A 26,278-nucleotide genomic window follows, 5' to 3' on the forward strand; every position below is an offset into this window, starting at 1 on the left:
CCGCATAGTGTGTCAGGCTTAACTTCATGGAGATAGCTGCGGGGGCCACTGAGCTACGCGCATCTCCCTCCCCTAAGCTCCCACGCAAGCGGCATCGCGGCATCCTGAAGTACCCGGTGGTCCGGCAGTTGATCCGCTTCACCGGGGTTGGTGTCGTCTGCACAGCGAGTTCCCTGGCCATCTATGCCTTGCTGCGTCCGTGGATTGATCCCCAACTGGCCAACGCTGTGGCACTGATCCTGACGTCGCTGATGAACACGGCCCTGAACCGCCGCCTGACGTTCAAGATCACGGGCCGCAAGAAGCGCACGCAGGATCACCTGAGTGGAGTGATCGTGATCGGCATTGCACTGATCATCACCGGGGGGAGCCTTGGCATGCTGCATCTCCTCCGGCCCGAAGCCACGGTGGCCGAGGAGCTCTGGACCACTACATTGTCCGGGTTCGTGGCCACGGCCGTTCGGTTTACCCTGTTGCGGCACTGGATTTTCCGGCGGGCCCGGCACGTATAGCCGGCCCGGCTGCGGGTTTTAGCCTGGCTGCGGAGCCGCCAGATTCCGGACACGTCCGACGGCGGTTTCCACGGCAACGGCTGCCTGTTCCAGTTCGGCGTCAGTGACAGTTGACGTGAAGCTGAAACGCACCGCAGTCTGTGCCGTTTCAGGGGCGATGCCGAGGGCAAGCAGCACCGGCGAGGGCGCGTCCGATCCTGCCGCGCAGGCCGAGCCACTGGAACACACCACCCCAAGCCGCTCGAGCTCAAGCAGCACCGACTCGCCGCTGGTGCCCGGGAAGCAGAAAGAGGCTACTGAAGGCAGCCGTTGGCTTCGGTGCCCCGTGAGCAAGGCGTCCGGAACGGTGGCGAGGATCTGATCGATGAACTGATTCCTCAGAGCGGAAACCCGCGCAGCCTGTTCGGGTTGCTCCGCGTGGGAGAGCCTTAGTGCCGTGGACAGTGCCACAGCTCCAGCCACGTTCTCCGTGCCCGAGCGCCTTGCCCTCTCCTGGCCGCCACCGTGAACCAGTGGTTCTACGCGGAGACGCCCCTTGGTGAACAGGACGCCGGATCCTTTGGGCGCACCAAGTTTGTGTCCGGAAATACTCAATGCATCGACGCCAAGCGATTTGACGTCCAGCGGCAACCATCCGGCGGCCTGCACCGCGTCAGTATGGAAAGGCACGCCGTGTTCCCGTGACACTGTCGCCAAGGCAGCGATCGGCTGGATGGTTCCGATCTCATTGTTCGCGTACATGATGCTCACCAACGCCGTTTCGGGCCTTATTGCCGCCCGCAGGTCGTCGATCGACACCAGACCTTCTCCATCGACCGCAAGCACATCCACGGCGAACCCGTGCACTCGTTCCAGGTAGCGGGCCGACTCTTCCACCGCGGGATGCTCGATTGCGCTGATGACCACCCTGTTCAGCGAAGGGTCGGCCGCCTGACGGGCCAGAGCAATGCCCTTCACGGCAAGATTGTCCGCTTCCGTGCCTCCGGAGGTGAAGGTCACCTCGCCGGCACGGCAGTTCAGGACCTTCGCGACGCCGGAACGGGCCCCTGCGAGCGCAGCTGCTGCCGCTTCGCCCAGGCTGTGATGGCTGGACGGGTTGCCGAACTCGCCGCTCAGATAAGGCCACATGGCTTCGAGAGCCTCGCGGCGGACCGGAGTGGTGGCTGCGGCATCAAGGAAGATCATGGCGGAAACGCCTTCAGTCCTGTGTGGCTTTGAGTTCGATGTCGAGGCCGAGGTCGAGCGCGCTTACGCTGTGCGTCAGGCCTCCGATGGAGATGACGTCCACTCCCGTCGAAGCGATTTCGGTGACAGTGTTGATGTTCACGTTGCCGCTCGCTTCCACGATAGCCCGCCCGTCCACCTGCTTGACACCGGCCCGGAGCTCGTCGACGGAGAAGTTGTCCAGCATGATGGTGTCCACACCGGCCGCCAGCACCGGTTCAATCTGCTCGGCCCTGTCCACTTCAACTTCGAAGTGGGTGGTGTGGCCCAGCTGGGCTTTGGCGGCAACCAGCAATTCGGTCAGCTTGCTGGAGTCGCCTCCGGTCATGACGGCCAGGTGGTTGTCCTTGGCCAGAACGGCATCTGAAAGGCTGTAGCGGTGGTTCGCTCCCCCACCGCAGCGCACGGCGTAACGTTCCAGGACACGAAGGCCGGGCGTGGTCTTGCGGGTATCAGTGATCCGCGCACGCGTCCCTTCCACGAGCTTTACGAATTCTGCGGTCTTGGTGGCGATGGCACTCATCCGCTGCACCAGGTTCAGGCCCACCCTTTCGGCAAGCAGCACTGAGCGGGCCCTGCCACTGACCCGCGCCAGGTGGGTTCCGGCGTCGAACGCTTCACCGTCAGCGAGCAGTAGCTCCACCTCGGTGTCCGGGTCCACAAGCTTCATGGCGTCGCGGAAAACGGTACCGCCGCTGAAAACTCCGGGGACGCGCGCGTTCAGCACGGCGGTGGCCCGGGCATCGGCAGGGATCAGTAGTTGCGAGGTGATGTCGCCGCTGGGTGCGTCCTCCGCGAATGCCCGTTCCAGGATGTCCCGGACGGGGGCTGCGGGGAGGGTCAGGTTAGTCATTGACGAGGCTCGCTTTCCGGCTCATGGTGTAACGCTTATCAAATTCCTCGACGGCGGCTGGTTCCCTCACGCTGTCATTGCGGTAATGCGCTCCCAGCGACTCCCGCCGCTCCCGGGCCGCGTGGACGAGCAACTGGGCCGCCAACAGCAGATTGGCGTCCTCATGCTCCCGGACATCAAGGGAATCCGGAACATTCAACGGCAGAACATCCCCCGCCCACGCAGACAATGCCACGCCGGCCTCTCGAAGCAATCCGCCATCACGCAAAACCCCGGCCCTCGCAGTCATCAAACGCCGCAAAGCCCCCCGCGAAAACGCCCCCGCCTGCCCAAGCGACGTCTCAAGAGCACCCGGCCCCGGCAAAGACTCAAACTCCCAGGAAACCGGAGCAGGCACCGGATCCAACTCCAACTCCCAAGCGTCCGGCGAGTGGGTGGAGGTAACACTTTCCAGCAGCGGCGCCGAAGGCCCCGACAGCGGACGGGCGCGGTCAACAACCGGTAGTTCCAGAGGTCCCGACAGCGCCGTTGTCGCGTGAGAGCTGGCGTCTTGTTGGTCGGCTGGCGGGGTCCCGGCAGCGTGCGTAAAAGCGAGGCCGCCCGCGGCCGAGTTAGCACGCAGAGGGACTCCGTTAGTCGACCCGAGGAACCCCTCAACAGCCCTGCGCCCGAACACGAGGCCTTCGAGCAGGGAGTTGCTGGCCAGCCGGTTGGCACCTTGTACACCGGTGCAAGCGACTTCGCCGGCAGCGAGCAAACCAGGAACAGACGTGCGGCCGTACAGGTCGGTCACCACCCCGCCCATCCAGTAGTGGGCCGCTGGTGCAACGGGAACAAGTTGCCGGGTCCAGTCGACGCCGGCCTGGCGTGTCCGCTTGCTGAGGGTGGGGAAGCGCTTGGCCAGGAAGCCTTGGCCTCGCTGTTCTTCGATCACGGTGGCGTCGAGGAAGACGTGGCCGTTGGGGTCGCCGAGTTTTGCCAGGTGCAGGGCGATGCTGCGGGAGACGACGTCCCGTGGCGCGAGTTCTGCGTCAGGATGGTAGTCGGGCATGAACCGGAGCCCGGTGGCATCGACCAGGATGGCCCCTTCGCCACGCACTGCTTCAGAGATGAGCAGGGGGTCGTTGTTCCCTTCTGCTTCCCTGGCCGCTGCCGGGAGCACCATGCATGTTGGGTGGAACTGGAAGAACTCGAGGTCTGCAACCGCGGCTCCAACACGCCATGCGAGCGCCAAACCATCTGCTGTGGCAACCGCCGGGTTGGTGGTTTGGGCGAAAAGCTGTCCGGCTCCGCCCGTGGCGAGGAGGACGGAGTCGCCGTGGACGCCGAGGTGGCGTCCGTCGTGGAGGAAATTGGCTCCCACCACGCGGCTACCCTGCGGTCCGCCCAACGAGAGCGAGGTGACCTGGGCGTGCCCGATGACTTGGATCCTGCCCGCGGCTTGGAAATCCAGGACTGTCCTGATCAGCGCTGCCGCCACTCCCGCACCGGTGGCGTCGCCGCCGGCGTGCAGGATACGCGGAGCCGAGTGGGCGGCTTCGAGACCCAAGGCGGGGTCGCCGTCGTCGTCGAGGTCGAACTGCACGCCGAACCGTCCAAGCCCGGCAATGTCCAGCCGCGCCTCGGTGCACAACACCCGTACTGATTCTTCGTTGCAGTGGCCTGCCCCGGCTTTGAGGGTGTCAGCGATGTGCGCAGCCACCGTGTCACCGGGGGCTGGCTCGTCCAGCACGGCGGAGATCCCACCCTGGGCGTAGTAGGTGTTGCTGTCCGCGAGCGCACCCTTGGTCAGCAGTACCACTTCCGCACCGGCTTCCGCGGCAAGCAGCGCGGAGTACAGTCCTGCAATTCCGCTTCCGACGACGATCAGCCGCTTGGGGGCAGGCCCTTCAGCAACGCTCGCTGTAGTCATGTGAGGCTCGATTCGGCTAGTCCGGAGTGAAGTGCCAGATGGGGTGTGCCGACTGGCTTAGGCCGGCTTGGCTGCCAGCATGCGCTCCAGCGCAATCTTGGCGTTTTCCTGCACGGAGTCGTCCACAGTGATCCGGTTGACAATGCGTCCTTCCACGAGCTCCTCAAGGACCCAGGCGAGATAGCCGGGGTGGATGCGGTACATGGTGGAGCACGGGCAGATGACGGGATCGAGGCAGAAGATGGTGTGCTGCGGGTTTTCGGCGGCGAGCCGGTTCACCATGTTGATCTCGGTGCCGATAGCGAACGTGGTGGGTTCAGTTGCGGCAGCGATAGCCTTCTTGATGAAGTCGGTGGAACCGGCGGAGTCGGCGGCGTCCACTACCTCCATGGGGCACTCGGGGTGGACGATCACGTTGACGCCAGGGAAGTCCAGCCGGGCTTTTTCGATCTGGCCTACGTTGAAGCGCTTGTGGACTGAGCAGAAGCCATGCCAGAGGATGACGCGGGAGTCCAGGAGCGCTTGTTCGTCGTTGCCGCCGAGTTCCTTGCGCGGGTTCCACATGGGCATCTGTTCCAGCGGGACGCCCAGTGCCTTGGCGGTGTTGCGGCCCAAGTGCTGATCGGGGAAGAACAGGACCCGCTGACCGCGCTCGAAGGCCCATTCCAGGACCACTTTGGCGTTGGACGAGGTGCAGACGATTCCACCGTTGCGCCCACAGAACGCCTTGAGCGCAGCGGAAGAGTTCATGTACGTGACGGGGATGACGGGTACACGCCCTGATGCGTCCGGCTCCGTGCCGAATATTTCCTCCAACTGCTCCCAGCACTCCTCAACGGAGTCTTCGTCCGCCATGTCCGCCATGGAGCAACCCGCAGCGAGGTTCGGCAGGATCACGGCCTGTTCAGGCATTGAGAGGATGTCTGCCGTTTCGGCCATGAAGTGCACGCCACAGAAGATGATGGCTTCCGCGTCCGGCTTGGTCAGTGCTGCGTTGGCGAGCTGGAACGAGTCGCCGACGAAGTCTGCGTACTGGATGACTTCGTCACGCTGGTAGAAGTGGCCCAGAATTACGGCGCGGTCACCGAGCGTCGCCTTGGCGGCCCGGATGCGGGCGTCAAGTTCGGCGTCGGTGGCCTTCTTGTACTCTTCCGGAAGCTGGCCTTGGCGCGGCGTGGCTTGGGGCGCAACGTCGTCGCTTGAGGCTCCCGGGCCGTAGGCGGGCTCGCCGGCGAGGACCTCGGCAAGGTCGTACTCCCATGGGCCCCTGGCCAAGGCCGGGCTGCACGTGGACCCTGCGCGGGAGAGGCCCTTCTCGGCTTCCTCGCGAGTGATCAGCTGGACGGCAGTGTTGACGCTGCTCATGGTGTACTCCTGTTATCTGGCCCGAGGCCGGGCGTGCCGGTAAAGCGGTAGAGGCGTGGTGGGCGGTGTTTTCCGCCTTGGAGGTATTCACCGGTTTCTTCGATTTCCGGTGTTGCCTTGACGTGCCTGCGGAAGTTTGCGGGATCGAGCTGGCGGTCCAGCACGGCCTCGTAGACTTCGCGGACCTGGGCGAGGGTGAAGAACTCTCCCAGCAGGTGGTAAGCGATGGACCCGTACGCCATCTTGTTGCGGAGCCGCCAGAGGGCGTAGTCAACGATTGCGTTGTGGTCAAAGGCCAGTTCGCCTAGCCGGTCTGCCCGGAACCAGCGCACATTCTCGGATTCGTCGGCGAGGGCAGCTTCGGTGGGTTGAACCAAAGCCCAGTACACAATGGAGACGACCCGCTGGGTGGGTGACCTGTGGAGGCCTCCAAACGCGTAGAGCTGCTCCAGGTAGTGGGGCGCGAGGCCGGTGGTTTCGCGGAGGTTCCGCGAAGCCGCGTCCTGGAGCGATTCGTCGTGGGCCAACGGCCCACCGGGGAGGGCCCACATGTCTTTGTAGGGTTCGCGGATGCGGCGGACCAGCGGCAGCCACAGCGTGGGGCGCCCGGACTTCTCGCTGGGACGGAGGGCGAAAATCACCGTAGAAATAGCCAACGACGGCGGCGCGAGCCGCCTCTCGGCGACGTTTGCTGAGCTGGTGTTCACGGCGTTCACCTCGCTTCATCGCCGTCCCAAACGCTCCCACCAAGGCGGAGTGTTAGTTAAAGTCATGTTGACTAGAACTAATGGTACGACTCGACCGGTTGTTAGCAAAATGCCTTGCGTCACACTGCCTTCACGGCCGCTTCCAGCAGCGGCAAAGTGCGACCTTGGATGTGGCTGTTCAGGACAATGACCGACGAGCACCGGACCACCGATTTGGTTGCGATCATGGCATCGAGGACGCGCTGCATATCCGGGTTGGACCGCGCCGCGATCCTCACCATGAGGTCCGAGTTTCCCGTGACTGTGTGGACCTCAATAATCTCCGGGATGGCACTCAGGCTTTCGATGATTGCGTCGTGGCCTATCTCCTGCGTGATGGTCACCGAGCAGAACGCCACCACCGGGAAACCGAAATTGGCGGGATCAGGCTGTGGAACCCAGGAACCAATAACACCGTTCTCAATCATTCGGTCGATCCTGGACTGCACCGTTGCCCGGGCAACCTTGAGCACGCGGGAGGCCTCCAGCACTGAGGATCGCGGTGAATCGGTGAAGAAACGTACAATTTTTGCATCAAGCGCATCGACCAGCATCAAAGTTCCTGTCCCCGGGGATCCGTACCCATCACATCGCTAAAACAAAAAGTGATGTATCTTACAAACTGCGAGAATTATTCCACGGCTCTTGCTGCGTCGTCGACGCCTGCGTGCCAAGCCCATGAGGCCAGCACGCCAAACCAGCATGTAATCCATAGAAGGTAGACACGTATGACAACGAAGTCCATCGCGGCTCCTGCCCCAACATCCGGCCTCGGCCATTCACTCAAACCGCGCCAGCTCACCATGATGGGGCTCGGAAGTGCGATCGGCGCAGGCCTCTTCCTCGGCTCCGGAGCGGGCGTTCAGGCCGCCGGCCCGGCAGTGCTTATTTCCTACCTCGTGGCCGGGACGCTGATCATCCTGGTCATGTGGGCCCTCGGCGAGATGGCAGCCGCCAACCCGAACAGCGGCGCGTTCTCCGTATACGCGGAGAAAGCCATGGGCAAGACCGCCGGCGGAACCATCGGCTGGCTGTGGTGGCTCCAGCTGGTGGTGGTCATTGCCGCCGAAGCCATCGGCGCAGCCGGACTCCTGTTCTCCATCTGGCCGGTCATCCCCGTTTGGGTCCTTGCACTGGTCTTCATGGTGGTCTTCACCGGAATCAACCTGGTGGGCGTCCGCAACTTCGGCGAGTTCGAATTCTGGTTCGCCATCCTCAAGGTGGCAGCAATCGTCATCTTCCTGCTGATCGGCGCAGCCCTGCTGTTCGGTTGGCTCCCGAACGTCCCCTCCCCCGGATTCTCAGCTTTTGGCGACTTTGCACCCAACGGCATCGGTGGCATCGCCGCCGCCCTGTTCGTCGTGATCTTCGCGTTCGGTGGAACCGAGATCGTCAGCGTTGCTGCTGCCGAAACAGAGAACCCTGCCCATAGCGTTGGCAAGGCCATCCGCACGGTGGTCTGGCGCATCCTGGTCTTCTACATCGGCTCCGTGTTTGTCATCGCAGCCGTTCTCCCCGTGGGCTCGGAGGGCCTGAAGTCCCCGTTCGCCGGCGTGCTGGACCTCGCGGGAATCCCCGGCGCCGGCGCAGCCATCACCCTGGTGGCTGTCGTTGCCCTGCTGTCCGCGCTCAACGCCAATCTCTACGGCGCCTCCCGCATGATTTTCTCCCTTTCAGAGCGGGGGGAAGCTCCCCGCTTCCTGTCCCGCCTCAGCGGCTCAAAGGTTCCCGTTGCCGCCGTCGGAATTTCGGTTGCCTTCGGCTTCATCGCAACGGTCCTTGAACTGCTGTTCCCGGAAAAAATCCTGCCCGCCTTGCTGAACCTTGTGGGCTCCACTTGCCTGGTGGTCTGGGGTACGGCGCTGGTGTCGCAATTTATCCTGCGCCGCAGGGCGGATCGGGACGGCACAGAGCTGCCGCTGCGCATGAAGGGATTCCCCTTCCTCACCATCGTCGGCCTCGTCCTGCTGGGCCTGATCCTGGTGGTGGGCTTCGCCAACCCGGAAAGTGCCGGACAGCTGATCGGAACATTCATTTTGATCCTGGTCATAGCCGCCGGTTGCTTCATCAACGCCAAGTCAAAGGCCGCCAAACACTCCACATCCGTCGAGTAACCAACTGCTCATCACCGCAAGAAAGCCCTGCACAGTTTGTACTGTGCAGGGCTTCTTTATGTACCCAAATTGTACAAAGTGTTTCGTTTGAACTGAGCTGATTGCGCACACCCCCGCTGGGTGACTAGGGTCACAGCCATGACTACACATCCTGTGCTGGCCGCCGTCGATGATGACGCGGCCCCGCTCACCCACCAGCAACTACGTGAGCTGTACACCCTGATGGCAGCCGTCCGGCACCTGGACACTTCGGCCGTGGCTTGGCAGCGCCAAGGGATCATCCCGGGCTACGCACCGGAGCTCGGCCAGGAGGCCGCGCAGGTGGGCAGCGGCTACGCCGTTGACCGGACCAGGGACTTCGTCTTCCCCACCTACCGCGAGATGGGTGTTGCACGGGCGATGGGCCTGGACATGGTGGGCTACATGTCCACACACAAGGCCACATGGCACGGCGGAATGTACAACCCGTTGGAATCCAGGTTCGCACCCATCCAGGCCGTGGTGGCAGGGTCAGTGCTGCACGCTGTGGGTTGGGCCCACGGCCAAACCCTGGCCGGCCATGCCACAGGTGAAACGGGCGTAGCCATGACGTACTTTGGCGACGGAGCTTCCTCCCAGGGCGACGTCCACGAAGCCATGAACTTCGCCGCAGTCATGAAAGCCCCTGTGGTCTTCTTCATCCAAAACAACGGCTGGGCCATCTCCGTCCCTACGGAACGCCAAGTTGCCGGAGGCTCCGTCGCAGCTCGCGCCGCAGGGTACGGAATCCCGTCCGTGCAAGTGGACGGCAATGACGTCGTGGCAGTCTACGAAGCCACTCGTTCTGCTTTCGCGCATTGCCGTGCGGGCAACGGACCCGTGGTCATCGAGGCCATGACCTACCGCCGCGGTCCGCACTCCACCGCGGACGATCCCGGCCGCTACCGCACGCTGGAGGAGGAACGCCTCGACGCCGGCGAGGATCCGCTGGAGCGGTTCAAGCAGCGCCTCCTCGCCGAAGGAGTGGCCGACGAGGCCTTCTTCGCGGATGCACAACGATTGGCCGTAGAGGAAGAAGAGGCCGTCCGGGCGGGCATAGCGGACCTGGGCCCAAGGCCCGGCGCCGAAATGTTCAGCCTGGTCTTCCAGGAACCAACGCCAGCCCTTCAATCCCAGGCCACCGCGTGGCGCGAGGAGTCAGAACATGCCTGAGACCATCACCGATCTGCGAATAAAAGACAACAGCACGGAAACCGCCACAGCCGGCGTTCAACAGCTGTCCATGCAGCAAGCACTCAACCGTGCACTCGACGAAATCCTGGCTGAGAACCCCAAGGCCGTCATCTTTGGCGAGGACTGCGGACAGCTGGGCGGCGTCTTCCGCATCACCGACGGCCTCCAGGCGAAACATGGCGAGGCACGCGTCTTCGACACCCCGCTTGCCGAGTCCGGCATCCTCGGCATGTCCGTGGGCCTGGCAATGGCAGGCTTCCACCCCATCCCGGAAGTCCAGTTCGACGGTTTCGCCTACCCGGCCATCAACCAGATCGTCTGCCAAATCGCGAGGATGAACTACCGCAGCCGCGGCACCCTGCCCATGCCCATCACCTTGCGCGTACCCAGCTTCGGCGGCATTCGCGCACCGGAACACCACGGCGAGAGCCTGGAGGCGCTCTTCGCCCACGTTCCCGGGCTCAAGGTGGTCTCCCCCTCCAACCCGCACGACGCCTACCACCTGCTGAAGTACGCTGCCACCCGGCCGGACCCGGTGATCTTCATGGAGCCCAAATCGCGCTACTGGCAAAAGGGGCCGGTGGACGTCACCACCGCGGTGCCCGGCGAGGCAGCCCACGACGGCGACACGCCCTACGGCGGCAGCCTCACCGGCGCCCGGGTGGCCAGGGAAGGCCGTCACCTCACCCTGGTTGCCTGGGGTGCCATGGTCTCGCGCTGCCTGCAGGTTGCCGAGCTGGCGGCCGAGGACGGCATCGACGTCGAGGTCCTGGACCTGCGCTGGCTGAAACCGATCGACGAAGAAGCCCTGGCGAGGTCCGTCGGGAAGACGCGCCGCGCCGTCGTCGTCCATGAAGCGCCGCTGACCTCGGGTTTGGGTGCGGAGGTGGCCCAGCTCATCACGCAGAGCTGCTTCGCCACACTCAAGGCGCCGGTTGAACGCGTGACCGGCTTCGACGTGCCCTACCCCTCCGGAGACCTGGAGGACGAATACATCCCCAACATCGACCGCATCCTCTTTGGGATCCAACGCGTACTGGAGTACCGCCGTGGCTGAAATTTCCTTCCCGCTCCCCGACCTCGGCGAGGGCCTCATTGAGGCGACCGTGCTGGACTGGCTCGTGGAGCCCGGCCAGCAGGTGGAACGCAACCAACCGATCGTGGAGCTCGAAACCACAAAATCGGCCCTCGAATTGCCGAGCCCGCAGGCGGGTAAAGTGGTGCGTATTCACGGGGCGCCCGGTGACACCATCAACGTTGGCGAACCGCTGATTGTGTTCGAGGTTCCGGACGACACCGCCGGGATCGTGGGCACTGTTCCGAAGGACGAAGCACCCAAGCGCCGGGTCCGCCTGAGCGCCGTACTCGATGAGGACTGACATGATGACCGGCAGGCACACCATGGAACAGCACAGGCACACGGTAGAGGGAACGGACCCCGGGTTGTTCGTGGAAGTTCACGAGCCGGTCGCCGACGCCGGCCTGCGCCCCGTCCTGCTGATTCACGGCTTCTCTTCTTCCACGAAACTGAACTGGGTGGACAGCGGATGGATCACCACCCTTCAGGATGCCGGCCGCCGGGTCATCACTGTGGACCTTCCGGGTCACGGCCGGAGCCACTCCCCCGAGGACCTGGATTCGTACACGCCCAGCCGCATCCGCGCTGACCTTCTCCAAATAGTGACCGACGCCGGCGCGCGGCCCTTGCGCGACGGCGACCCGTCCACGGGACTGGACGTCATCGGCTACTCGCTGGGATCGCGGCTGGCTTGGGAGTTTGGCGCCACCCAGCCGGACCTGGTTCACCGCATTGTCCTGGGTGGGCCGAGTTCAGCAGATCCGTTGGCAGCTTTCGACCTCGTCGCTGCGCAGCGGCACCTGGCAGACGGCACACCTATTGAAGACGCCTCCACCGCCGGGCTGCTGAAGATGGCCCAGATGCTTCCTAGCAACAACCTGTTCGCCATGTTGTCGCTCATAGAGGCCATCAAGGGCGAGCCCTTTGATCCCGCGGAGGCCGCCCCGCACATGCCCCTCTTGCTCGTAGCCGGGGAGAAAGACGAACGGGCGGCCACCATGCCCGAGTTGGCCTCGATCGCCGGCAAGCGTGGAGGCATGGTGGAGACCCTGGTGATTCCGGGGCGCACCCATACCAATGTGATAACCAGCCGGGCGTTCAAGGAAGCCGCCGTCGAATTCCTCGGGGTATAGAAGGTCAGCGGGCCAGCCGCTCAGCATTAAGGCTCATGCGTTCCAGCACGCTGAGGGCCATTGCGTACTCGTCGATGCCGATGCCCATGGACAGGTCCTGACGCGCATCTTCCACCATCCGCTGGGCCTCGTGGTATTTTTCCCGACCGCGTTCGCTCAGTGCCAGCCTGTCATCGATCATGGTGATCATTCCCCGCCCCACCAAGGCTGCAAGTTCCCGCTCGCGCAGCCGGACGTCGCCGCCCCACAGCGGCTGGAGGATGTCCTCCAGCTGATCAGGCAGCAGGGCACCCTCCGAAAGAGTGCCCAAGGTGTGCCATTGGCGCTTAGTGAGCTTGATCCTGGCCAAGGTGGCGTCCAGCTGGACTTCCAATGCGGCGTCCAGCCTTTTGATCCAATATCCGATGGGCTTGTTCACAAGGCCATGCTTTCAGCGGGGGCGCCACCGGGCAAGGTCTGGACGGTAGGCTTGGGAGTGCAACGAATTACGTGGAAGTGGAGCAGATGGGCATGCGTTTCAAGGACCGCGCGGAAGCCGGTCGACGCCTGGCTGAAGGACTGCCCCAGCTGAGGGAACGGCCGGATACCATCGTCCTTGGCCTGGCCCGTGGCGGGGTCCCGGTAGCCGCAGCCGCAGCTGCAGAACTGTACTTGCCGTTTGGCGCTGTGCTGGTCCGCAAGCTGGGCATTCCGGGGCGTGACGAGACCGCTTTCGGGGCATTGGCTTGGTCCCGGGGGGACGTCCTGCGGATCGTCAACAGGCCCCTGAAGGAGCTCGTCCTCGCCCACGGCATTTCCCAGTCCGCCTTGGATGCAGTGGAAGCGCATGAGCGTGCCGAACTTATCCGACGCGCCAACCGCTACCCGGGTATCGGCCACGATCTCCGGGGGAAGACTGTGGTGCTGGCCGACGACGGACTGGCTACGGGAGCCACCATGCGGGCAGCCGTGGAGGCGGTCCGGGCGGGCGGTGCCAGCACCATCGTCGCCGCGGTACCGGTTGCCTCGCTGGAAGCCTCGACGTCGCTGGGTCGGGTTTGCGACTTTGTGATGGCATTGCACACGCCCGGAAAGTTCCATGCTGTTGGCGCCTTCTACGAACGCTTCGAGCAGTTGTCGGACGACGACGTCGTAGGTCAACTTGAAGCTGCAGAGGCCAGCGGCCGCAAGTAGTCGCCGTCGTCCATAAACGCGAAGAGTCCCGCATGGACGCAAAGACGGGCGCGGTCCCCTCGACCGCGCCCGTCTTTTTGGACTCTGTTGGAGCGTCTAGTGATGGACGCTGTAGCCCAACGGCCGGCCGCGGGTTTCCTTGGCCAGGATCACGCCTATGGCAGAGATGACGCACAGCACCATGATGTAGATGCCTACTGAGCCGGACCACTTGGTGGTGTCCAGGAGTGCTTGGGCAATGAGCGGAGCGAAAGCGCCGCCCAGAATTGCACCCAACGCGTACCCGATGGAAATTCCCGAATAGCGGACCTGCGCCGGGAACATTTCGGCATACATGGCAGACATCGGACCGTAGGACAGACCCAACCCAATGGTGAGGACGAACAATGCGGTTCCGTAGAGCACGATGTCCTTGGAATCGATCAGCACGAACATCGGAATCATCCAGGCAAAGACCAGGCCGTAGCCGATGAGGAAAGTCTTGACGCGGCCTATCTTGTCCGACAACCAGCCGCCCACCATAGTGAAGATGAGCCAGCCGAAGGACGCGATGGTGGTGGCCAGCAAAACCTGGGGCGTGGGCATCTTCAACGTACGTGTGGCGTAGGAGATGAAGAAGGCAATCAACAAGTAACCAGCGGCGTTGTTGGCGATGAAGATCAGCGCGGCCAGGACTACTTCCTTCTTGTTCTTCCGGAACAGTTCGCCCAAGGGTGCCTTGCTTTCAGCCTTTCGCTGAGCGATCTCCTTGAAGACAGGGCTTTCGCCAACTGCGCGTCGAATCAGGTAGCCCACCACAATGAGGACCACGGACAGCAGGAACGGAACGCGCCATCCCCAAGACGCGAAATCTTCCTTGGACATGCCCGACTGCAGCAGGAACAACAGCCCGGTGGCCAGGATCATGCCGATCGGAACACCGATCTGCGGGTAGGCGCCGAAAAGTCCGCGCTTTTTGAGGGGCGCGTGCTCCACAGCCATCAGCGCAGCACCACCCCATTCGCCGCCGGCCGAGAATCCTTGGACAACGCGCAGGGTGATCAGCAGGATAGGAGCCCAGACGCCGATGGTGGCGTAGGTGGGCAGCATCCCGATCAACGCGGTGGCAGCACCCATCATGACCAACGTCATAACCAGCACGGCCTTGCGGCCGAGGCGGTCACCGAGGTGCCCGGCTACGAACGCACCCAGAGGCCTGAACAAGAAGCTGATGCCGATCGTGGCGAACGACAGGAGCTGAGCGACGCCCGGGTTGGACTTCTCCAAAGGCGAAAGGAACAACGGGGCCAACAGCGTGGCCGTCAGCTGGGCAAAGATGAAGAAGTCGTACCACTCAATGGTGGTGCCCACCAGCGTCCCGGCCAGAACCCGGCGCTCTTCGCGCTTGGTGCTGGGCCCTGACGGTGAATCGACAGTGGAAGTTTCGGTCATTGGAACTCCATGGGGTGAGAGTGACTGGTCGGCTCGGGACTTGCATTAACCGACAGAACGGTCAGTTAGGAAAGAATACTACAACCTGTGACTCAAAGCACAGACCCCTGTCGTGTCGGCCACCATAGAATGGTTCGCATGAATCCCCGCAGCGACGTCAAAGGTCCGCCGGAAACGGCAACGCAGGTTCCGCCGTCGCAAACGCTCTCCCGCGGAATCCGTGCGCTGGAAATTCTGGCGGCAGCCGAACGCCCCCTCAGCATCGCCGAACTCACGGAGGCCCTCGGCGTCCATCGGTCCGTGGCCTACCGAATTCTGCGGACGCTGGAGGACCATTCGCTGCTGGTGCGTGACGACTCCGGCCGCGTGCAGCCTGGCCCCGGGCTGTCGGTCCTGGCCCGCGGAGTCTCGCGGAACCTGCAATCGGCAGCACTACCCGAGCTCACCCAGTTGGCGAACACACTGCACATGACTGCATTCGTGGCGGTGTGGGACCACCAGGAATGCATCAACCTGGTCACCGTTGAGCCGCGACACTCAGGTGCCGCCCTCGCCCAGCACCCGGGCAACCGCCACCCCATCGCCACCGGCGCTCCCGGGATCGCCATCCAATCAACCATGACCGAGGACCGCTGGCAGCAGGTAGGAGCAGGAAACCCCTACCGCGCCGAAGCGCACGAGGCCCGTCGCCTGGGATACGCAACCAGCCACGACGAAGTCATCGCCGGCCTGTCCTCCATCGCTGCCCCCATCCGGGTGCCTGGCGGCCGGCCGGCGGCGATCGCCGTCGTCTATATCCGCTTGGACCAGGACGCTGACGCCGTGGGCAAGGCGCTGGCCGCCAGTGCTGCGCGGATCGAAAGCCAGCTGGCTTGAAACCTTCTTGTTGAACCATTCCTTTCAGGTCAAGCGACGTGCCCCACAGCACAAGACGGCAGCCTGGGGAAAGCGAATACTCGAACAAGGACCGGACACACCGTCCGGTCCTTCTTTCGAGCACGAGAAGGAACCCATGAGCCTGAATCTCCTTGATACCTCCAACTGGCTGCCACTGGACGGCCTGGCCCCCGGCTTCGACGCCAACAAGGCCCCTACCGTGCAAGACCTGGCAGGAAAACAGTTCTCCGTCAGCGGCGACGGCGGACCCATGACTTTCAGCTTCGACGACGAAGAAGTCCAATGGGCTGCCGCCAGTCACGCCGGAACATCCGCCTATGAGGCCTTCCTGGTGGCCGAGGAGTTGTACTACGCCCAATGGCAGAGTCCCCAGGACCCGGAACTCGCCGTTTCCCTGGTGTTGGACCTCTTACACGGCCGCGCACTCTACATTGGCGCCACGCTCGGCAGGGCAACCCCCTCCACCGTGGCCGTCAATCACGATTTCCGCCCGGGGACGCTCGATGGATACCGCGCCACGGGCACGGAAATCTCCGAAAGCCGTGCACTCATCGGCCGCCGCGTCGAATGGGTCTACAGCGAAACGCATGCTTACGAACACATCTACCTCAGCCCAACCTGGTACACGTGGCAGTGCTTGGCAGGTCCGGAGCGCGGATTGGCAGACACGGACTCCAACACCGTATTTCAGGTCCGCCCCGGGATTTTCGTCTTCACTTGGCGCGAGAAGGTCATACCCTGCGGCTCGGTCACCGTCGCCGACCACCGTGATCCCAACGCCATCAGGTCCCATGGCAGCCTCTTCGGCTGGGACGAGGCAGGAACGGAACCCGTGCACTTCACCTTCGGTGCACACGGCCGCCTGATCAGCATCACCCAGCACAGCCCGGCATTGAACCCCGCCCTGGACCCGGCCATGCGGGATTAGCCCAAGCAAAGAGGACAACAATGAAGCCCCGGCGAGCGCAACGCCCGCCGGGGCTTCATCTTTGTTGCGCGGGTTATCAGTCCTCCGAGCCGTGGCCGATCCGAGCGTACAACGCAGGCTGCGAGCGCCGGAGGCGCAAGCCCCAGATGACGCCCGCAACCCCGGGCAGCAGCACCAGCAACGGCAAGACGAACGTAGCGGCCGTTGACTCGGTCTGTCCCAGCAGGACGTTGAAGTTCGCCATGATGAGCACAAAGACAACGGCAAGAAGCACGAAACCCAGGCTTGGAGCGATCACCCTTACCCACAGGTTTGCCCCGTGCTGCTGCCGCCGGAAGAAACCGATTACAGCTACCGACACCACGGTCATCAGCAGCACCAGCCCCATGGCACCGCTGTTGGTCAGCCAAGTGAACATGGTCAGCACGGGATACAGTTCACCGAGTTCGGAACTTGCACCGGCAATCGCAAAGCCAAGCGTTACGACGACGGCGATCACCGTTTGCGCCAGCGAACCGGCGAACGGCGCCCCACTTTCCGCCCGCACCTTGGCGAGCGCCGACGGCAGGACGCGCTCGCGGCCGAGGGAGAAGAAATAGCGCGCTACGGCATTGTGGAAACTAACGAGTGCGGCGAAAAGGCTGGTGACAAAGAGAACCTGGGCGATGTCGCTGAGCAACAGGCCCCCGTGGGCGCCAAGGAAAGCGAACATCATATCTGGTCCGTTGGTAGTTGCCGCCTCGACAACGGCGGACGGTCCTGCCCCTACGGTCATTGCCCAGGCGGAGACGGCATAGAACACGGCAATGATTCCCACAGCTGCAAACGTTGCCCTTGCGACCGTTCGTTTGGGGTCCTTGGATTCCTCACCATAGATTGCAGCGGATTCGAAGCCCATGAAGGCGGCTATTCCAAAGGAGAGGACTGCGCCGATCCCGGGAACAAAGAGGCTTTCGGGGCTGAAAGTCACTGCACTGATGCCTTCCGGAGCCACAGCCAGGCTGACGATGTCGTACACGATCACCACCAGGAATTCGAGGGCCACCAGGACACCAAGCACCTTTGCGGACAGGTCCACCCTGTTCACGCCCAGCCATCCGACGACGGCAATGCAGACGAGCACCGGGATCCACCAGGGAACGCTGATGCCAAGCCGCGCGGACAGGAGCGAGGAGACCGTGAAGCCGAACAACCCGTAAATGCCCACCTGCATCAGGTTGTAGGCCATGAGTGCTATCAGCGATGCCCCCACACCGGCGGGCCTGGAGATGCCCTGCGCTATGTAGGCGTAGAAGGCGCCGGCGTTGGTGACGTAGCGGCTCATTGCCGCATAGCCCACGGCGAACAGCGCCAGGATTCCGCCCAGAATCAGGAATGACAACGGCACCCCGGTCACGCCGGTGACCGCGAAGGTGGTGGTCACGCCTCCCGCCAGCACGGTCAGCGGTGCGGAGGCCGCGATAATCATGAAGGTCACTGCCGGTACGCCGAGCCGCCTTTTGGTACCGACTGTTCCAGCGGTCCTGCCCTTGACGGGGTTATCCACGCTCATAGTGTGCTCCTGCCTCGGTGCCGCGGGAGAATTGCACGGCACGGTGTCTGTCATTCCGCAATCTTCCACCGCAGGGAGCGTGCGTGACTTGTCTCACACGGCAGGGTATTTGTCGCTGCACGCAAGCACGGCGGCACGTGTGCCCCGGTGTAGAATCGTGGGCAAGCTCACGTCCGCGTTATCGGCATACCGGCCCTGAAGGCGGCGTCGCCCGCGGGCCATTGAAAGGGAGTTTGATGACCGTCGCGGCTGATACGGGCCCCGCAACCGTGGAAACCACCGTGGCGGAGTCGTTCCAGGAGTGGAGCAAAGCAATATCCACCTCCTTCGTGCCTCTGTTGGCAACGGGGCCGCGCAGTTCTTCCCTCCACGGGGCAACCTTCCACGGAACCATGCGGGCCCGGGTGCTGGGGCAGATCTCCGTGGTGGAGATTACTGCCGGACCCCATACCGTCCTGCGCACGCCGGAGCTGATTGCAAAGTCCACAGGGCGCTTCTTCAAACTCAGCATCCAACTCGCTGGTTCGGGCCGCCTGGTTCAGGACGAACGCGAAGCCGTGTTGCGTCCCGGTGATCTCTCCATCTATGACACCTCCCGGCCCTATCAATTAACGTTCGACGACGACTTCCGCACTCTGGTGCTCATGTTCCCGCACGTGCTGCTGGACCTGCCAGCCGAAGCCATGGGCCATGTCACTGCCTTGCGCATTCCGGGCGACGAGGGCCTCGGCGAATTAATCAGCCCCTTTCTGGTAAAACTGGCCGACAACCTCGAGGCCCTCTCCGGCACGAATGGGCTCCGCTTGGTCCACAACGCCCTGGACCTGGTGACCACACTCTTCAACGGTGAACTCGATCAGCTGATCGAGACGGGCCGGGATCCGCACCTCCTGCTGCTGGGCCGCATCCACGATTACATTGAAGCCAACCTCGGCGACCCGGAGCTCTCCCCCGGAACCATCGCCGCTGCCCACTACATCTCCACGCGGCACCTGCACGATCTCTTCCAGGAAATCGGGACGACCGTGGCTTCTTCCATACGACAACGACGACTCGAACGATGCCGGCGCGACCTCAGGGATCCGGTCCTGGCCGATCGACCGGTCACTGCCATCGCAGCCCGGTGGGGGTTCACCGACGCCGCCCATTTCAGCCGGATCTTCCGGGCAGCATTCGGGAACTCCCCCACCGGTTACCGCAACAGCCACTAACGGTTCCCGCAACGGGATCCCAGCGGTCGCCGTCGAACACTGGCTATGCGGCCGCCGTCGGAGCCGTCCCCCGGTCCGTGAGGGCAGCCATCTCATCCAGCATTGCTCGCAGCAGGCGATCTTCCAGCGGGGCGAATTCAGGATCGCCCGCACGGTTGACCAGTTCCCCTGGATCGGTGTTGTGATCGTAGAGTTCGGCAATCTCCGTGCCGAAATAGCGGGTCAACCTGCCCTCAGCAGTGATGACGCTTCGCATTCGGACCGGACCTGGCAGCCCTTCCAAGCCAAAGGGTTGTTCTTCCTCCACCAGCAGCGCTTCCCGATGATGTTCAGTGTCCCCTAGCAGTAGTGGCACGAGCGAGCGGCCTTGGATTCCCCGATATCCCTTGGAGCCAGTGAGCTCAATAAGCGTCGGGGCCAAATCCGCGCTGGAAACCAAGGCCCCGGTGCGCCGCGGCGGGCTGCCGGGAAGGTGCACCAGCAAGGGAACATTGGTCACTGCGCGGTAGTGGACAAAGTGCTTCAGCATGAGGCCATGGTCCCCGAACAAGTCCCCGTGATCGCTTGTGAACACCACAATGGTGTCCTCGGCAAGGCCCTGATGATCCAATTCGTCGATTATCCGCCCAATGTGCTCGTCCATCATCGTGATCAGGCCATACTGGGCGGCAGCGGCAAACCTGTACTGTTCCTCAGTAGCCGCCCACGTCATGGTTGGGTCCGCGTTTGGCTCACCACGGTGTTCCATCATGTCCCTCACATGGGCCGGCGAAGCCGAGTGGTCCTGCTCAAAGCCAAGCGGGAGTGGCAAGTCCAAGGGATCGTAGAGGTCCGAGTAGCCTTCCGGGGGCGAGAACGGGTGATGAGGGTCCGGGAAGGACACAAACATGAAGAATGGCTGGTCCTGCCCGGCGGCATCCTTCAGGTGCTCGATTGCTTTCTCGCTCACATAGCTTGTGGGGTGCACATCAGCGGGGATAGCCGTCTGGTACACCTGATCCCACCCGCTGTACTTGCTGGACGAATTTCCTGGACCTCCCAGCGTTTCCGGGTCGACGCCCCGTTCGCGGGCCCAGTGTACGTAGTGGCCGCCTGGCCGGTCCCCGTGGCCGATTACGAGGTCTACGTGCTGGTAGCCGTAGTAGTCGGAGGGGAGCGCAATGAAGCGGTCATCGTGCGCGTCGCGGTTCTCCCATTGGTCCCACCCCGGGGGAAAGCCCTGACGGCGGGCGTCGCCTACTCCGGTGTCCAATAGCAGCGGGTCGGTGGCCCGGATCTCCTCGGCCTGGTGCGGCTCAAATTCCCACCCCATATTTTGGTGGTGCAACTTTCCCACCCCCACGGTCCGGTAGCCGCCCGCTCCCAAGGACCCCGGAACGGTCTGCGTCAGCGGATCCAAAGTGATGCCATTGCACCGCGTCCCGTGTGCGGAGGGCCACCTGCCGGTCATCAGGCTGGCACGATTGGGCATGCACGTGGGATTCGCCACGGTCGCATTCTCGAAAACAATGCTTTTGTCGGCGAGCGCGTCCAGGTTTGGCGTCTTGACGGTGGCGTTGCCACCGAAACCCAGGTGGTCGGCCCGGAGCTGGTCGGCGATGATGAAGAGGACGTTGGGCCGCCGGCTGCCGGCTGCCCGGTGCTGCCCCGTCATACGGGCCTCTTAATGAGGGACAGAACTTCGGTGCGTTGCCGGGCGAAGTCCGGCAAGGAACGTGTAGTTATTTGGTCACGCGGAGCAGGCAGGTCCACGTCCACCACCTTGAGGACGCGGGCGGGCCTGGAACCCAGGACCACCACGCGATCTGCCAGGTAGACCGCTTCGTCGATGTCGTGGGTCACCACCAAAATGGTCATGTTGAAGTCCTTCCGGATCTTCAGGCACAGATCCTCCAGGTCAAACCGGGTCTGCGCGTCCACTGAGGCGAAGGGCTCGTCCATGATGAGGATCTCCGGGCGGTACGCCAGCGCCCGGGCGATCGCCACGCGCTGCTGCATTCCGCCTGACAACTGCCAGGGATATTGATTGTCGGCATGGGACAGGCCGACGGCGGACAGGGCACTATCGCAGCGCTCCTTCACTTCCGCCGCCGGCAACTTGAGGTGCCGCAAAGGAAGGATCAGGTTCTTCCGGACAGTGAGCCAGGGCATCAGGGAGCGGTTGTAGTCCTGAAAGACCAAGGCCATTTCCGGAGGTGGGCCGCTAATGGTTCGTCCGTCAATGGCCGCCCGTCCGCTACTGGCCGGATGAAGCCCGGCCAAGCACTTCAGAAGTGTCGTCTTGCCAACACCTGAAGGACCTACGATGCACACAACTTCGCCGGCATCGACGGTGAAGGTGAGATCTTCAATAACTGTGTGTGATTTTTCGCCGCTGCCATAGGTCTTGGCAAGATGGGCCACGTCCAGCCGCGGAGTGGTCGCACTGATGCGGGTTTCTGGTTGCTGTGCCATGGTGGACTTTCTGTTTCGGATGGGAAGAGTCGGGGCCTGCCGGGCGCTCATGCTGCACGCGCCATGCGACGGGACCCGATGTACCAGGACAAGACCTTGTGCTTAAGCAGGCTGAACAGGATGTTGACCAGGAATCCGATGACACCCAGGAGCAGGATCCCGGCCCACATGTCAGCGGTCATGAAGCTCTGCTGTGCAAGCAAGGTCATGGCTCCGATACCCTGCGAACTACCCAGCATCTCGCTCGCGATCATCACAATGAATGCCACCTGGAGGCTCACCTGCAGACCGGAGAAGATTTGGGGCATCGCCGCCGGCAGCAGGACATTGAGCACCCGTTCCTTTCGGCTGAGCCGGTACACCTTGGCGACGTCCATGAGGTCGTTGCTGACGCTGCGGATGCCGTCCACGGTGGCGATCATGGTCGGAAACAATGCCGCCAGGGCAATGCTGGTCACGCGCATCTGGGTTCCGAAGCCGATGAGGGAGATAAAGATCGGGACCAGAGCCACAGGAGGGATGCCGCGGAGGAAGTGGATCAACGGATCGATCATCCACCGGACGGGAGGAACCAGCGCCGTGGCAAACCCGAGGCCAATTCCGGCCACCGCTGCGATGGCAAAGCCAATAAACAAGTTCCCCAGGCTCAGAAGGACATCGGACTGGAAGTGCTCAAAGAGCCAAAGCTCCTGAAAACGGACAAGGATGCTCTCGAGCGGCGGGAAGAAGGGATCAATGGAGTTCGCGGACAGGAACCACCACGAGGCCAGCAACAGGACGGGCGTGCCTGCACCGATCACCCAGTTTCGTATTTTGACGTTTCTCATCAGGGCACCACTTCCCGGTAGGACTCATGCCAGTGCAGGACCCGGCGCTCGGCCAGCCGGGTGGCACCTTGGAACAACAGACCCAGGACACCGAGGACAATCACCAATGCGTAGAGACTGGCGTAGTCACCTGCCGCTTGGGCTTGGTAAATGCTTTGGCCGAGGCCCGGACCCCCGCCTAGGAGTCCGGCAACGACCGTCACCACCAAGGCGGCAGGAGCTGCCACCCGCATCGCCGTACCGATGTACGGCATAGCGCTGGGCAGTACCACCCGGGCCAGGATTTCCCCCTCGCCCATGCCATAGGAGCGGGCCGTATCGCGTGCCACGGGATCGGTGCCCTGCACCCCATCGACCGTTTGCATGACGATGGGGAGCAAGCACCCGAACACCACCAGGAAGAGCGACATCTCAGCGGTAGGACCCAGTACCAGCACCGCGAGGGGGAGGATGACGATGGGCGGGACGGGCTTCAGGAATTCCAAGACTGCCAAGGTGGCGTATCGTACGGATTCGAAACTGCCCACGAGTAATCCGATAACCACTCCTGCCAAGGCCGCTACAGCCAACGCGAGCAACGCGATGCCAATGGTGGCACCCAGTGCGGACCAGAACGTGCCGGTCCCCAGAATGCCTGCAAGGGTGGTGAACACCGTGGTGGCCGTTGGCAGGGCGTTTCCTGCTACGTTTGCCGCGGCGAGAACCTGCCAGATGACCAGGGCTCCGGCGATGCCCAAGGCACTGAACACATAAGGGCGGATGGATGCCTTCATGATGAATCTCCCATGTCGCTTACGGCCTACTTACCGAAAATTATGTCGGCCGGCAGTTTCACGGGTTCACTCAGGAAGCCAAGGTCAGCGAGGTTCTTGTTGGCACGCTCAATGTCTTCCAGGCGTACATCTTCCGGCCAGTAGTTGACTGCGCCGGACTTCACGACCTCCAGCGGAGTCTTGGTGATTTCGGCGCTGAGCTGCTGTGCTTCATCGATGTGGCCGTTGGCGTAGGCGTTCGCCTTGTACATGGCCGCCTTGAAACCCTCCAACGCCTTCTCCTTGGACTTCACCGTGTTCGCCCCTGACACCCAGAGGCCAATCGCGCCCTGTTCAAAGAACTCGACGCCGGGCGAGGCCAGCAGCCTGTTGCCCTCCGACGCGGCCTTGGACGTGAACGGGGCAACCAGGGATGCGGCATCGACTCGTCCGGAATTCAGTGATTGGAGTGCCGATGACGGATCGAGGACCATCCAGTTCACCTTGGCGGGGTCGCCGCCGTCGTCCTTGACGAGCTTGCTGACCGTAACCTCCAGCTGTGCCTTGCGGGCTGGAACACTGACGCTCTTTCCTTCCAGGTCCTTCGGCCGGTTGATGGCGGACGCCTGCTGCACCAGGAGTCCGGTGTCATCTACGCGGTTGAGGTCCGCCCCCTCACTAGCCCCGTCCTTGTAGCCATCGGCCGCTGCGATGATCTTGAGCGGTACGTTCTGGCTCAGTGCATTCAAAAGTGGGATGGATGGCGTGTAGGTGACGTCAATCTGGCCGCTCTGGGCAGCTGCAATACCGGCCGGCGGATTAGCTATGACCGAAATCTCGACGTTGAGACCCTGCTCCTTGAAGTAGCCTTTGTCAGCCGCGAGGCGGATACCGGCATCGGAACCGATGCCGATTGTTCCCACCTTGAGCGTGGTGGTCCCGTCGGCGGCGGGGGCGGCGGCCGGGCCCGTCCCGCCGCCGCAGGCTGCCAACGTCATGGACAAAACTGCGGCCAGGGCCAAGGGAATAGTGCGTCGCATGGTGCTCCTTGAATCACAAATGGTTGGAACGGAAGGGAATGGTTCTAGCTGGTGGATTGGTGGACTGTGCGGCCACCGCTCAGTGTGAGCCTGACCTCTGTGTCGAGGAGCTTTTCGATCTCCTCGTCCACGGGCCAAGGGTTGGAGAGAAGGCACAGATCTGCTGCCATGCCTGGTGTCAGGGCACCTTTGAAGTGCTCGGCGTGGTCCTGCCACGCGGCGTGGATGGTCATTGCAGCCAATGCCTGTAGGCCGGTGATCCGCTCCGGATCCCGCGGTTCGCCCGGTCTGGAACGTGTGGCTCGGCGGACGGCTGCCACCACGGTGCGCCGCCAATCGGTACTGGTGACGGGGGCGTCCGAGGCAAGGTTGACATGAACTCCGGCTCCCACCGCTGACTTCAGGGGCTGGTGCCGGGAGAAACGCTCCTCACCAAGAACTTGGCGCATGATGTCACCGGCCTCTTGGCGGATGAGGGGGTTGGTGCTGTAACCAATGCCGTGGGAGGCCATGGTTCGCAGTGTCCCGTGATCACCGAAGGCCCCGTGGATGATGTAATGGCGGTTCCCGGATGACGTTGGACCGCCCTCGGCACTGTCATCCGCAGCGATGATCGCCTCAACGGCTGCGGCGGTGGCCGCGTCCCCCGTGGCATGGACCCCTGCCTGCAACCCGGCTTCGTTGATCAGCCCCAGGATTTTGTGCAGCTCCGCAACCCGCTGGGCGTCGGTGGCCCCTTGGATCACCAGGCTGCCGTGCGTACAGGCTTTGCCATACGGCTTACTCATCCACGCGGTGCCGCTGCGCGGAATGCCATCGGCGAAGATCTTGACGCCCGCGATCCGCAACTGCTCCGGATTGATGCCGCGGTTCAGGTAGGTAGCGGCCAGTCCGCTGCGCAGGCCTGCTTTAACCGCGTCGGCATTGGCTCCCCCGGTTCCCGCGAAGAGCATCAGGACGTTGATTCTCAACGTCAGTTCATCCTCCGCGGCGAGGTCGCCCAGCAACTCAAGTGCCGCCGTCGAACCGGTACCGTCCATGAGCCCAGCACTTGCAGGGCCCAGGCCAGGATCCGTGAGGGAAGTGATACCGAGCGAGTGCAGGTGCTCCTGCAATGCCAACAAGGCGGGCCGCAATGTGGACGCCGGAACCGGCGGCATTGCCCTCGAGAGAAGTTCCATGGCTCCGTCCTGGAGCAGGCCTGTGGGGTTGCCGTCGGCGGTTCTCGCCACGACGCCGCCGTGCACGTCCGGTGTTGCGGCGTCAATTCCGGCCCTTCTCAGGGCTTCCCTGTTGGCTATCAACTGATGCCCTGTGCTGTCGAACGCCACCACGGGCGTGTCCGGCCTGGCGTCGAGCAGGAATCCCTGCGCCGGGCCCAGCAGGGCTTCGTCCCAGCCATGGGCACGCACCCAGCCGTCATCCCCCGCCGGCGCTGCCTCCACGACGTCGACGACGGCCGCCCAGTCAGGGGCCACAGCCGGCTCCAGGCGGACATAGCCGAAGGCGGCCATGGCCGCCGAAACGAAGTGCAGGTGGGCATCGTTGATGCCTGGAATGACAGCACCACCCGCGGCATCAATAACGCGCGTGGAGGGGCCGATCAACTGGCTCACATCGTTGTTGCCCAGTGCGGCCACGCGGCCGTCTTTGACGGCCACGGCATCGCTCCCGTGATGAGAAGCCGCCGGGTCCATGGTGTGGACCGAAGCATTCATGATCACCAGATCAGCGAAATCTTCCATCAGTTCTCCTCAGTTCACCGCATCTGAATGTGATGCAGACAACGTTCCTGAAAGAAGTATGTCGCTTGACTGGGTCACTTGACTAGGTTTTGGCGTAAAATTTCTTTCAGAGGACTTTT

General features: G+C 63.1%; 25 protein-coding genes. 10 read left to right on the plus strand and 15 right to left on the minus strand.

The features are described 5' to 3' along the window. The first annotated feature begins 26 nt into the window (after positions 1 to 26). On the plus strand, positions 27 to 512 hold the full coding sequence (locus tag AC6CH8_RS05675) for a GtrA family protein (RefSeq protein WP_498189310.1): 486 nt from the start codon (positions 27 to 29) through the stop codon (positions 510 to 512). Between the two features lie 18 nt (positions 513 to 530). Here AC6CH8_RS05675 and AC6CH8_RS05680 read toward each other — a convergent pair whose 3' ends face one another. From AC6CH8_RS05680 to AC6CH8_RS05705, 6 genes are all read right to left on the minus strand, one after another. After that, positions 531 to 1,697, minus strand: coding sequence for a cysteine desulfurase family protein (locus tag AC6CH8_RS05680; protein ID WP_498189312.1), 1,167 nt, complete (start codon positions 1,695 to 1,697; stop codon positions 531 to 533). A gap of 13 nt (positions 1,698 to 1,710) precedes the next feature. Continuing rightward, positions 1,711 to 2,589 carry a carboxylating nicotinate-nucleotide diphosphorylase gene (gene nadC, locus AC6CH8_RS05685; protein WP_498189314.1) on the minus strand — a complete coding sequence of 293 codons (879 nt, stop codon included), beginning with the start codon at positions 2,587 to 2,589 and terminating at the stop codon, positions 1,711 to 1,713. Then, entirely contained in the window at positions 2,582 to 4,501 is a 1,920-nt protein-coding gene (locus tag AC6CH8_RS05690; RefSeq protein WP_498189316.1) for an L-aspartate oxidase, read from the minus strand. The genes nadC and AC6CH8_RS05690 overlap by 8 nt, the downstream gene beginning before the upstream one ends. A gap of 57 nt (positions 4,502 to 4,558) precedes the next feature. Further along, positions 4,559 to 5,866: a quinolinate synthase NadA gene (gene nadA, locus AC6CH8_RS05695; RefSeq protein ID WP_498189318.1), complete on the minus strand. Its 1,308-nt coding sequence runs from the start codon at positions 5,864 to 5,866 to the stop codon at positions 4,559 to 4,561. After that, positions 5,863 to 6,582: an NUDIX hydrolase gene (locus AC6CH8_RS05700; RefSeq protein ID WP_498189320.1), complete on the minus strand. Its 720-nt coding sequence runs from the start codon at positions 6,580 to 6,582 to the stop codon at positions 5,863 to 5,865. Before AC6CH8_RS05700 ends, nadA begins: the two co-directional genes overlap by 4 nt. Positions 6,583 to 6,692: 110 nt before the next feature. Beyond that, positions 6,693 to 7,166, minus strand: a complete 474-nt coding sequence (locus AC6CH8_RS05705) for an Lrp/AsnC family transcriptional regulator (RefSeq protein ID WP_420178371.1) — start codon at positions 7,164 to 7,166, stop codon at positions 6,693 to 6,695. 174 nt (positions 7,167 to 7,340) lie between these two features. Here AC6CH8_RS05705 and AC6CH8_RS05710 point away from each other — a divergent pair, with 174 nt between their 5' ends. The 5 genes from AC6CH8_RS05710 (at position 7,341) to AC6CH8_RS05730 (ending at position 12,149) form a co-directional block, all read left to right on the plus strand. After that, positions 7,341 to 8,726, plus strand: a complete 1,386-nt coding sequence (locus AC6CH8_RS05710; protein WP_091468278.1) for an amino acid permease — start codon at positions 7,341 to 7,343, stop codon at positions 8,724 to 8,726. A 138-nt stretch (positions 8,727 to 8,864) separates the two neighbouring features. Next, complete coding sequence (locus AC6CH8_RS05715; protein WP_420178373.1) at positions 8,865 to 9,917, plus strand: thiamine pyrophosphate-dependent enzyme; 1,053 nt, start codon at positions 8,865 to 8,867, stop codon at positions 9,915 to 9,917. Then, positions 9,910 to 10,995: an alpha-ketoacid dehydrogenase subunit beta gene (locus AC6CH8_RS05720; protein ID WP_498189324.1), complete on the plus strand. Its 1,086-nt coding sequence runs from the start codon at positions 9,910 to 9,912 to the stop codon at positions 10,993 to 10,995. The genes AC6CH8_RS05715 and AC6CH8_RS05720 overlap by 8 nt, the downstream gene beginning before the upstream one ends. After that, complete coding sequence (locus tag AC6CH8_RS05725) at positions 10,988 to 11,317, plus strand: biotin/lipoyl-containing protein (RefSeq protein WP_017200407.1); 330 nt, start codon at positions 10,988 to 10,990, stop codon at positions 11,315 to 11,317. The genes AC6CH8_RS05720 and AC6CH8_RS05725 overlap by 8 nt, the downstream gene beginning before the upstream one ends. Position 11,318: 1 nt before the next feature. Beyond that, positions 11,319 to 12,149 (plus strand): alpha/beta fold hydrolase, encoded by an 831-nt coding sequence (locus tag AC6CH8_RS05730; protein ID WP_498189326.1) that lies wholly within the window; start codon positions 11,319 to 11,321, stop codon positions 12,147 to 12,149. Positions 12,150 to 12,153: 4 nt separating this feature from the next. Here AC6CH8_RS05730 and AC6CH8_RS05735 read toward each other — a convergent pair whose 3' ends face one another. After that, entirely contained in the window at positions 12,154 to 12,567 is a 414-nt protein-coding gene (locus AC6CH8_RS05735) for a winged helix DNA-binding protein (RefSeq protein ID WP_091468286.1), read from the minus strand. Positions 12,568 to 12,653: 86 nt separating this feature from the next. On the opposite strand from AC6CH8_RS05735, the gene AC6CH8_RS05740 reads away from it, so the two are divergent. Beyond that, the gene (locus tag AC6CH8_RS05740) at positions 12,654 to 13,322 is read left to right on the plus strand and encodes a phosphoribosyltransferase (RefSeq protein ID WP_243836842.1); all 669 of its coding nucleotides are present in this window, start codon (positions 12,654 to 12,656) and stop codon (positions 13,320 to 13,322) included. A gap of 96 nt (positions 13,323 to 13,418) precedes the next feature. Here AC6CH8_RS05740 and AC6CH8_RS05745 read toward each other — a convergent pair whose 3' ends face one another. Beyond that, positions 13,419 to 14,753: an MFS transporter gene (locus AC6CH8_RS05745; protein WP_091468291.1), complete on the minus strand. Its 1,335-nt coding sequence runs from the start codon at positions 14,751 to 14,753 to the stop codon at positions 13,419 to 13,421. A 129-nt stretch (positions 14,754 to 14,882) separates the two neighbouring features. Between AC6CH8_RS05745 and AC6CH8_RS05750 the strand changes: the two genes are divergently transcribed. Both AC6CH8_RS05750 and AC6CH8_RS05755 read left to right on the plus strand, forming a co-directional pair. Next, positions 14,883 to 15,629, plus strand: coding sequence for an IclR family transcriptional regulator (locus tag AC6CH8_RS05750; RefSeq protein ID WP_370628992.1), 747 nt, complete (start codon positions 14,883 to 14,885; stop codon positions 15,627 to 15,629). A gap of 136 nt (positions 15,630 to 15,765) precedes the next feature. Then, positions 15,766 to 16,578, plus strand: coding sequence for a MoaF C-terminal domain-containing protein (locus AC6CH8_RS05755; RefSeq protein WP_498189329.1), 813 nt, complete (start codon positions 15,766 to 15,768; stop codon positions 16,576 to 16,578). Between the two features lie 76 nt (positions 16,579 to 16,654). Here the strand turns inward: AC6CH8_RS05755 and AC6CH8_RS05760 are convergent, their stop codons facing one another. Beyond that, complete coding sequence (locus AC6CH8_RS05760; protein WP_420178376.1) at positions 16,655 to 18,130, minus strand: APC family permease; 1,476 nt, start codon at positions 18,128 to 18,130, stop codon at positions 16,655 to 16,657. A gap of 236 nt (positions 18,131 to 18,366) precedes the next feature. Here AC6CH8_RS05760 and AC6CH8_RS05765 point away from each other — a divergent pair, with 236 nt between their 5' ends. Then, the gene (locus AC6CH8_RS05765; protein WP_420178377.1) at positions 18,367 to 19,341 is read left to right on the plus strand and encodes an AraC-like ligand-binding domain-containing protein; all 975 of its coding nucleotides are present in this window, start codon (positions 18,367 to 18,369) and stop codon (positions 19,339 to 19,341) included. A 43-nt stretch (positions 19,342 to 19,384) separates the two neighbouring features. Here AC6CH8_RS05765 and AC6CH8_RS05770 read toward each other — a convergent pair whose 3' ends face one another. The 6 genes from AC6CH8_RS05770 to AC6CH8_RS05795 are packed head-to-tail and all read right to left on the minus strand — an operon-like array spanning position 19,385 to position 26,159. Beyond that, positions 19,385 to 20,995 carry a sulfatase family protein gene (locus tag AC6CH8_RS05770; RefSeq protein ID WP_498189332.1) on the minus strand — a complete coding sequence of 537 codons (1,611 nt, stop codon included), beginning with the start codon at positions 20,993 to 20,995 and terminating at the stop codon, positions 19,385 to 19,387. Continuing rightward, a complete protein-coding gene (locus AC6CH8_RS05775) occupies positions 20,992 to 21,846 on the minus strand; it encodes an ABC transporter ATP-binding protein (protein ID WP_498189334.1) in 855 nt (284 codons plus the stop codon). Before AC6CH8_RS05775 ends, AC6CH8_RS05770 begins: the two co-directional genes overlap by 4 nt. Beyond that, positions 21,843 to 22,622: an ABC transporter permease gene (locus tag AC6CH8_RS05780; RefSeq protein WP_420178380.1), complete on the minus strand. Its 780-nt coding sequence runs from the start codon at positions 22,620 to 22,622 to the stop codon at positions 21,843 to 21,845. Before AC6CH8_RS05780 ends, AC6CH8_RS05775 begins: the two co-directional genes overlap by 4 nt. Next, on the minus strand, positions 22,622 to 23,395 hold the full coding sequence (locus tag AC6CH8_RS05785) for an ABC transporter permease (protein ID WP_420178381.1): 774 nt from the start codon (positions 23,393 to 23,395) through the stop codon (positions 22,622 to 22,624). The genes AC6CH8_RS05780 and AC6CH8_RS05785 overlap by 1 nt, the downstream gene beginning before the upstream one ends. A gap of 26 nt (positions 23,396 to 23,421) precedes the next feature. Further along, entirely contained in the window at positions 23,422 to 24,414 is a 993-nt protein-coding gene (locus tag AC6CH8_RS05790) for an ABC transporter substrate-binding protein (RefSeq protein ID WP_420178382.1), read from the minus strand. A 44-nt stretch (positions 24,415 to 24,458) separates the two neighbouring features. Further along, positions 24,459 to 26,159: an amidohydrolase gene (locus AC6CH8_RS05795; protein ID WP_498189337.1), complete on the minus strand. Its 1,701-nt coding sequence runs from the start codon at positions 26,157 to 26,159 to the stop codon at positions 24,459 to 24,461. Positions 26,160 to 26,278 lie beyond the last annotated feature (119 nt).

The sequence above is a fragment of the Paenarthrobacter sp. GQ52 genome, assembly GCF_059759005.1.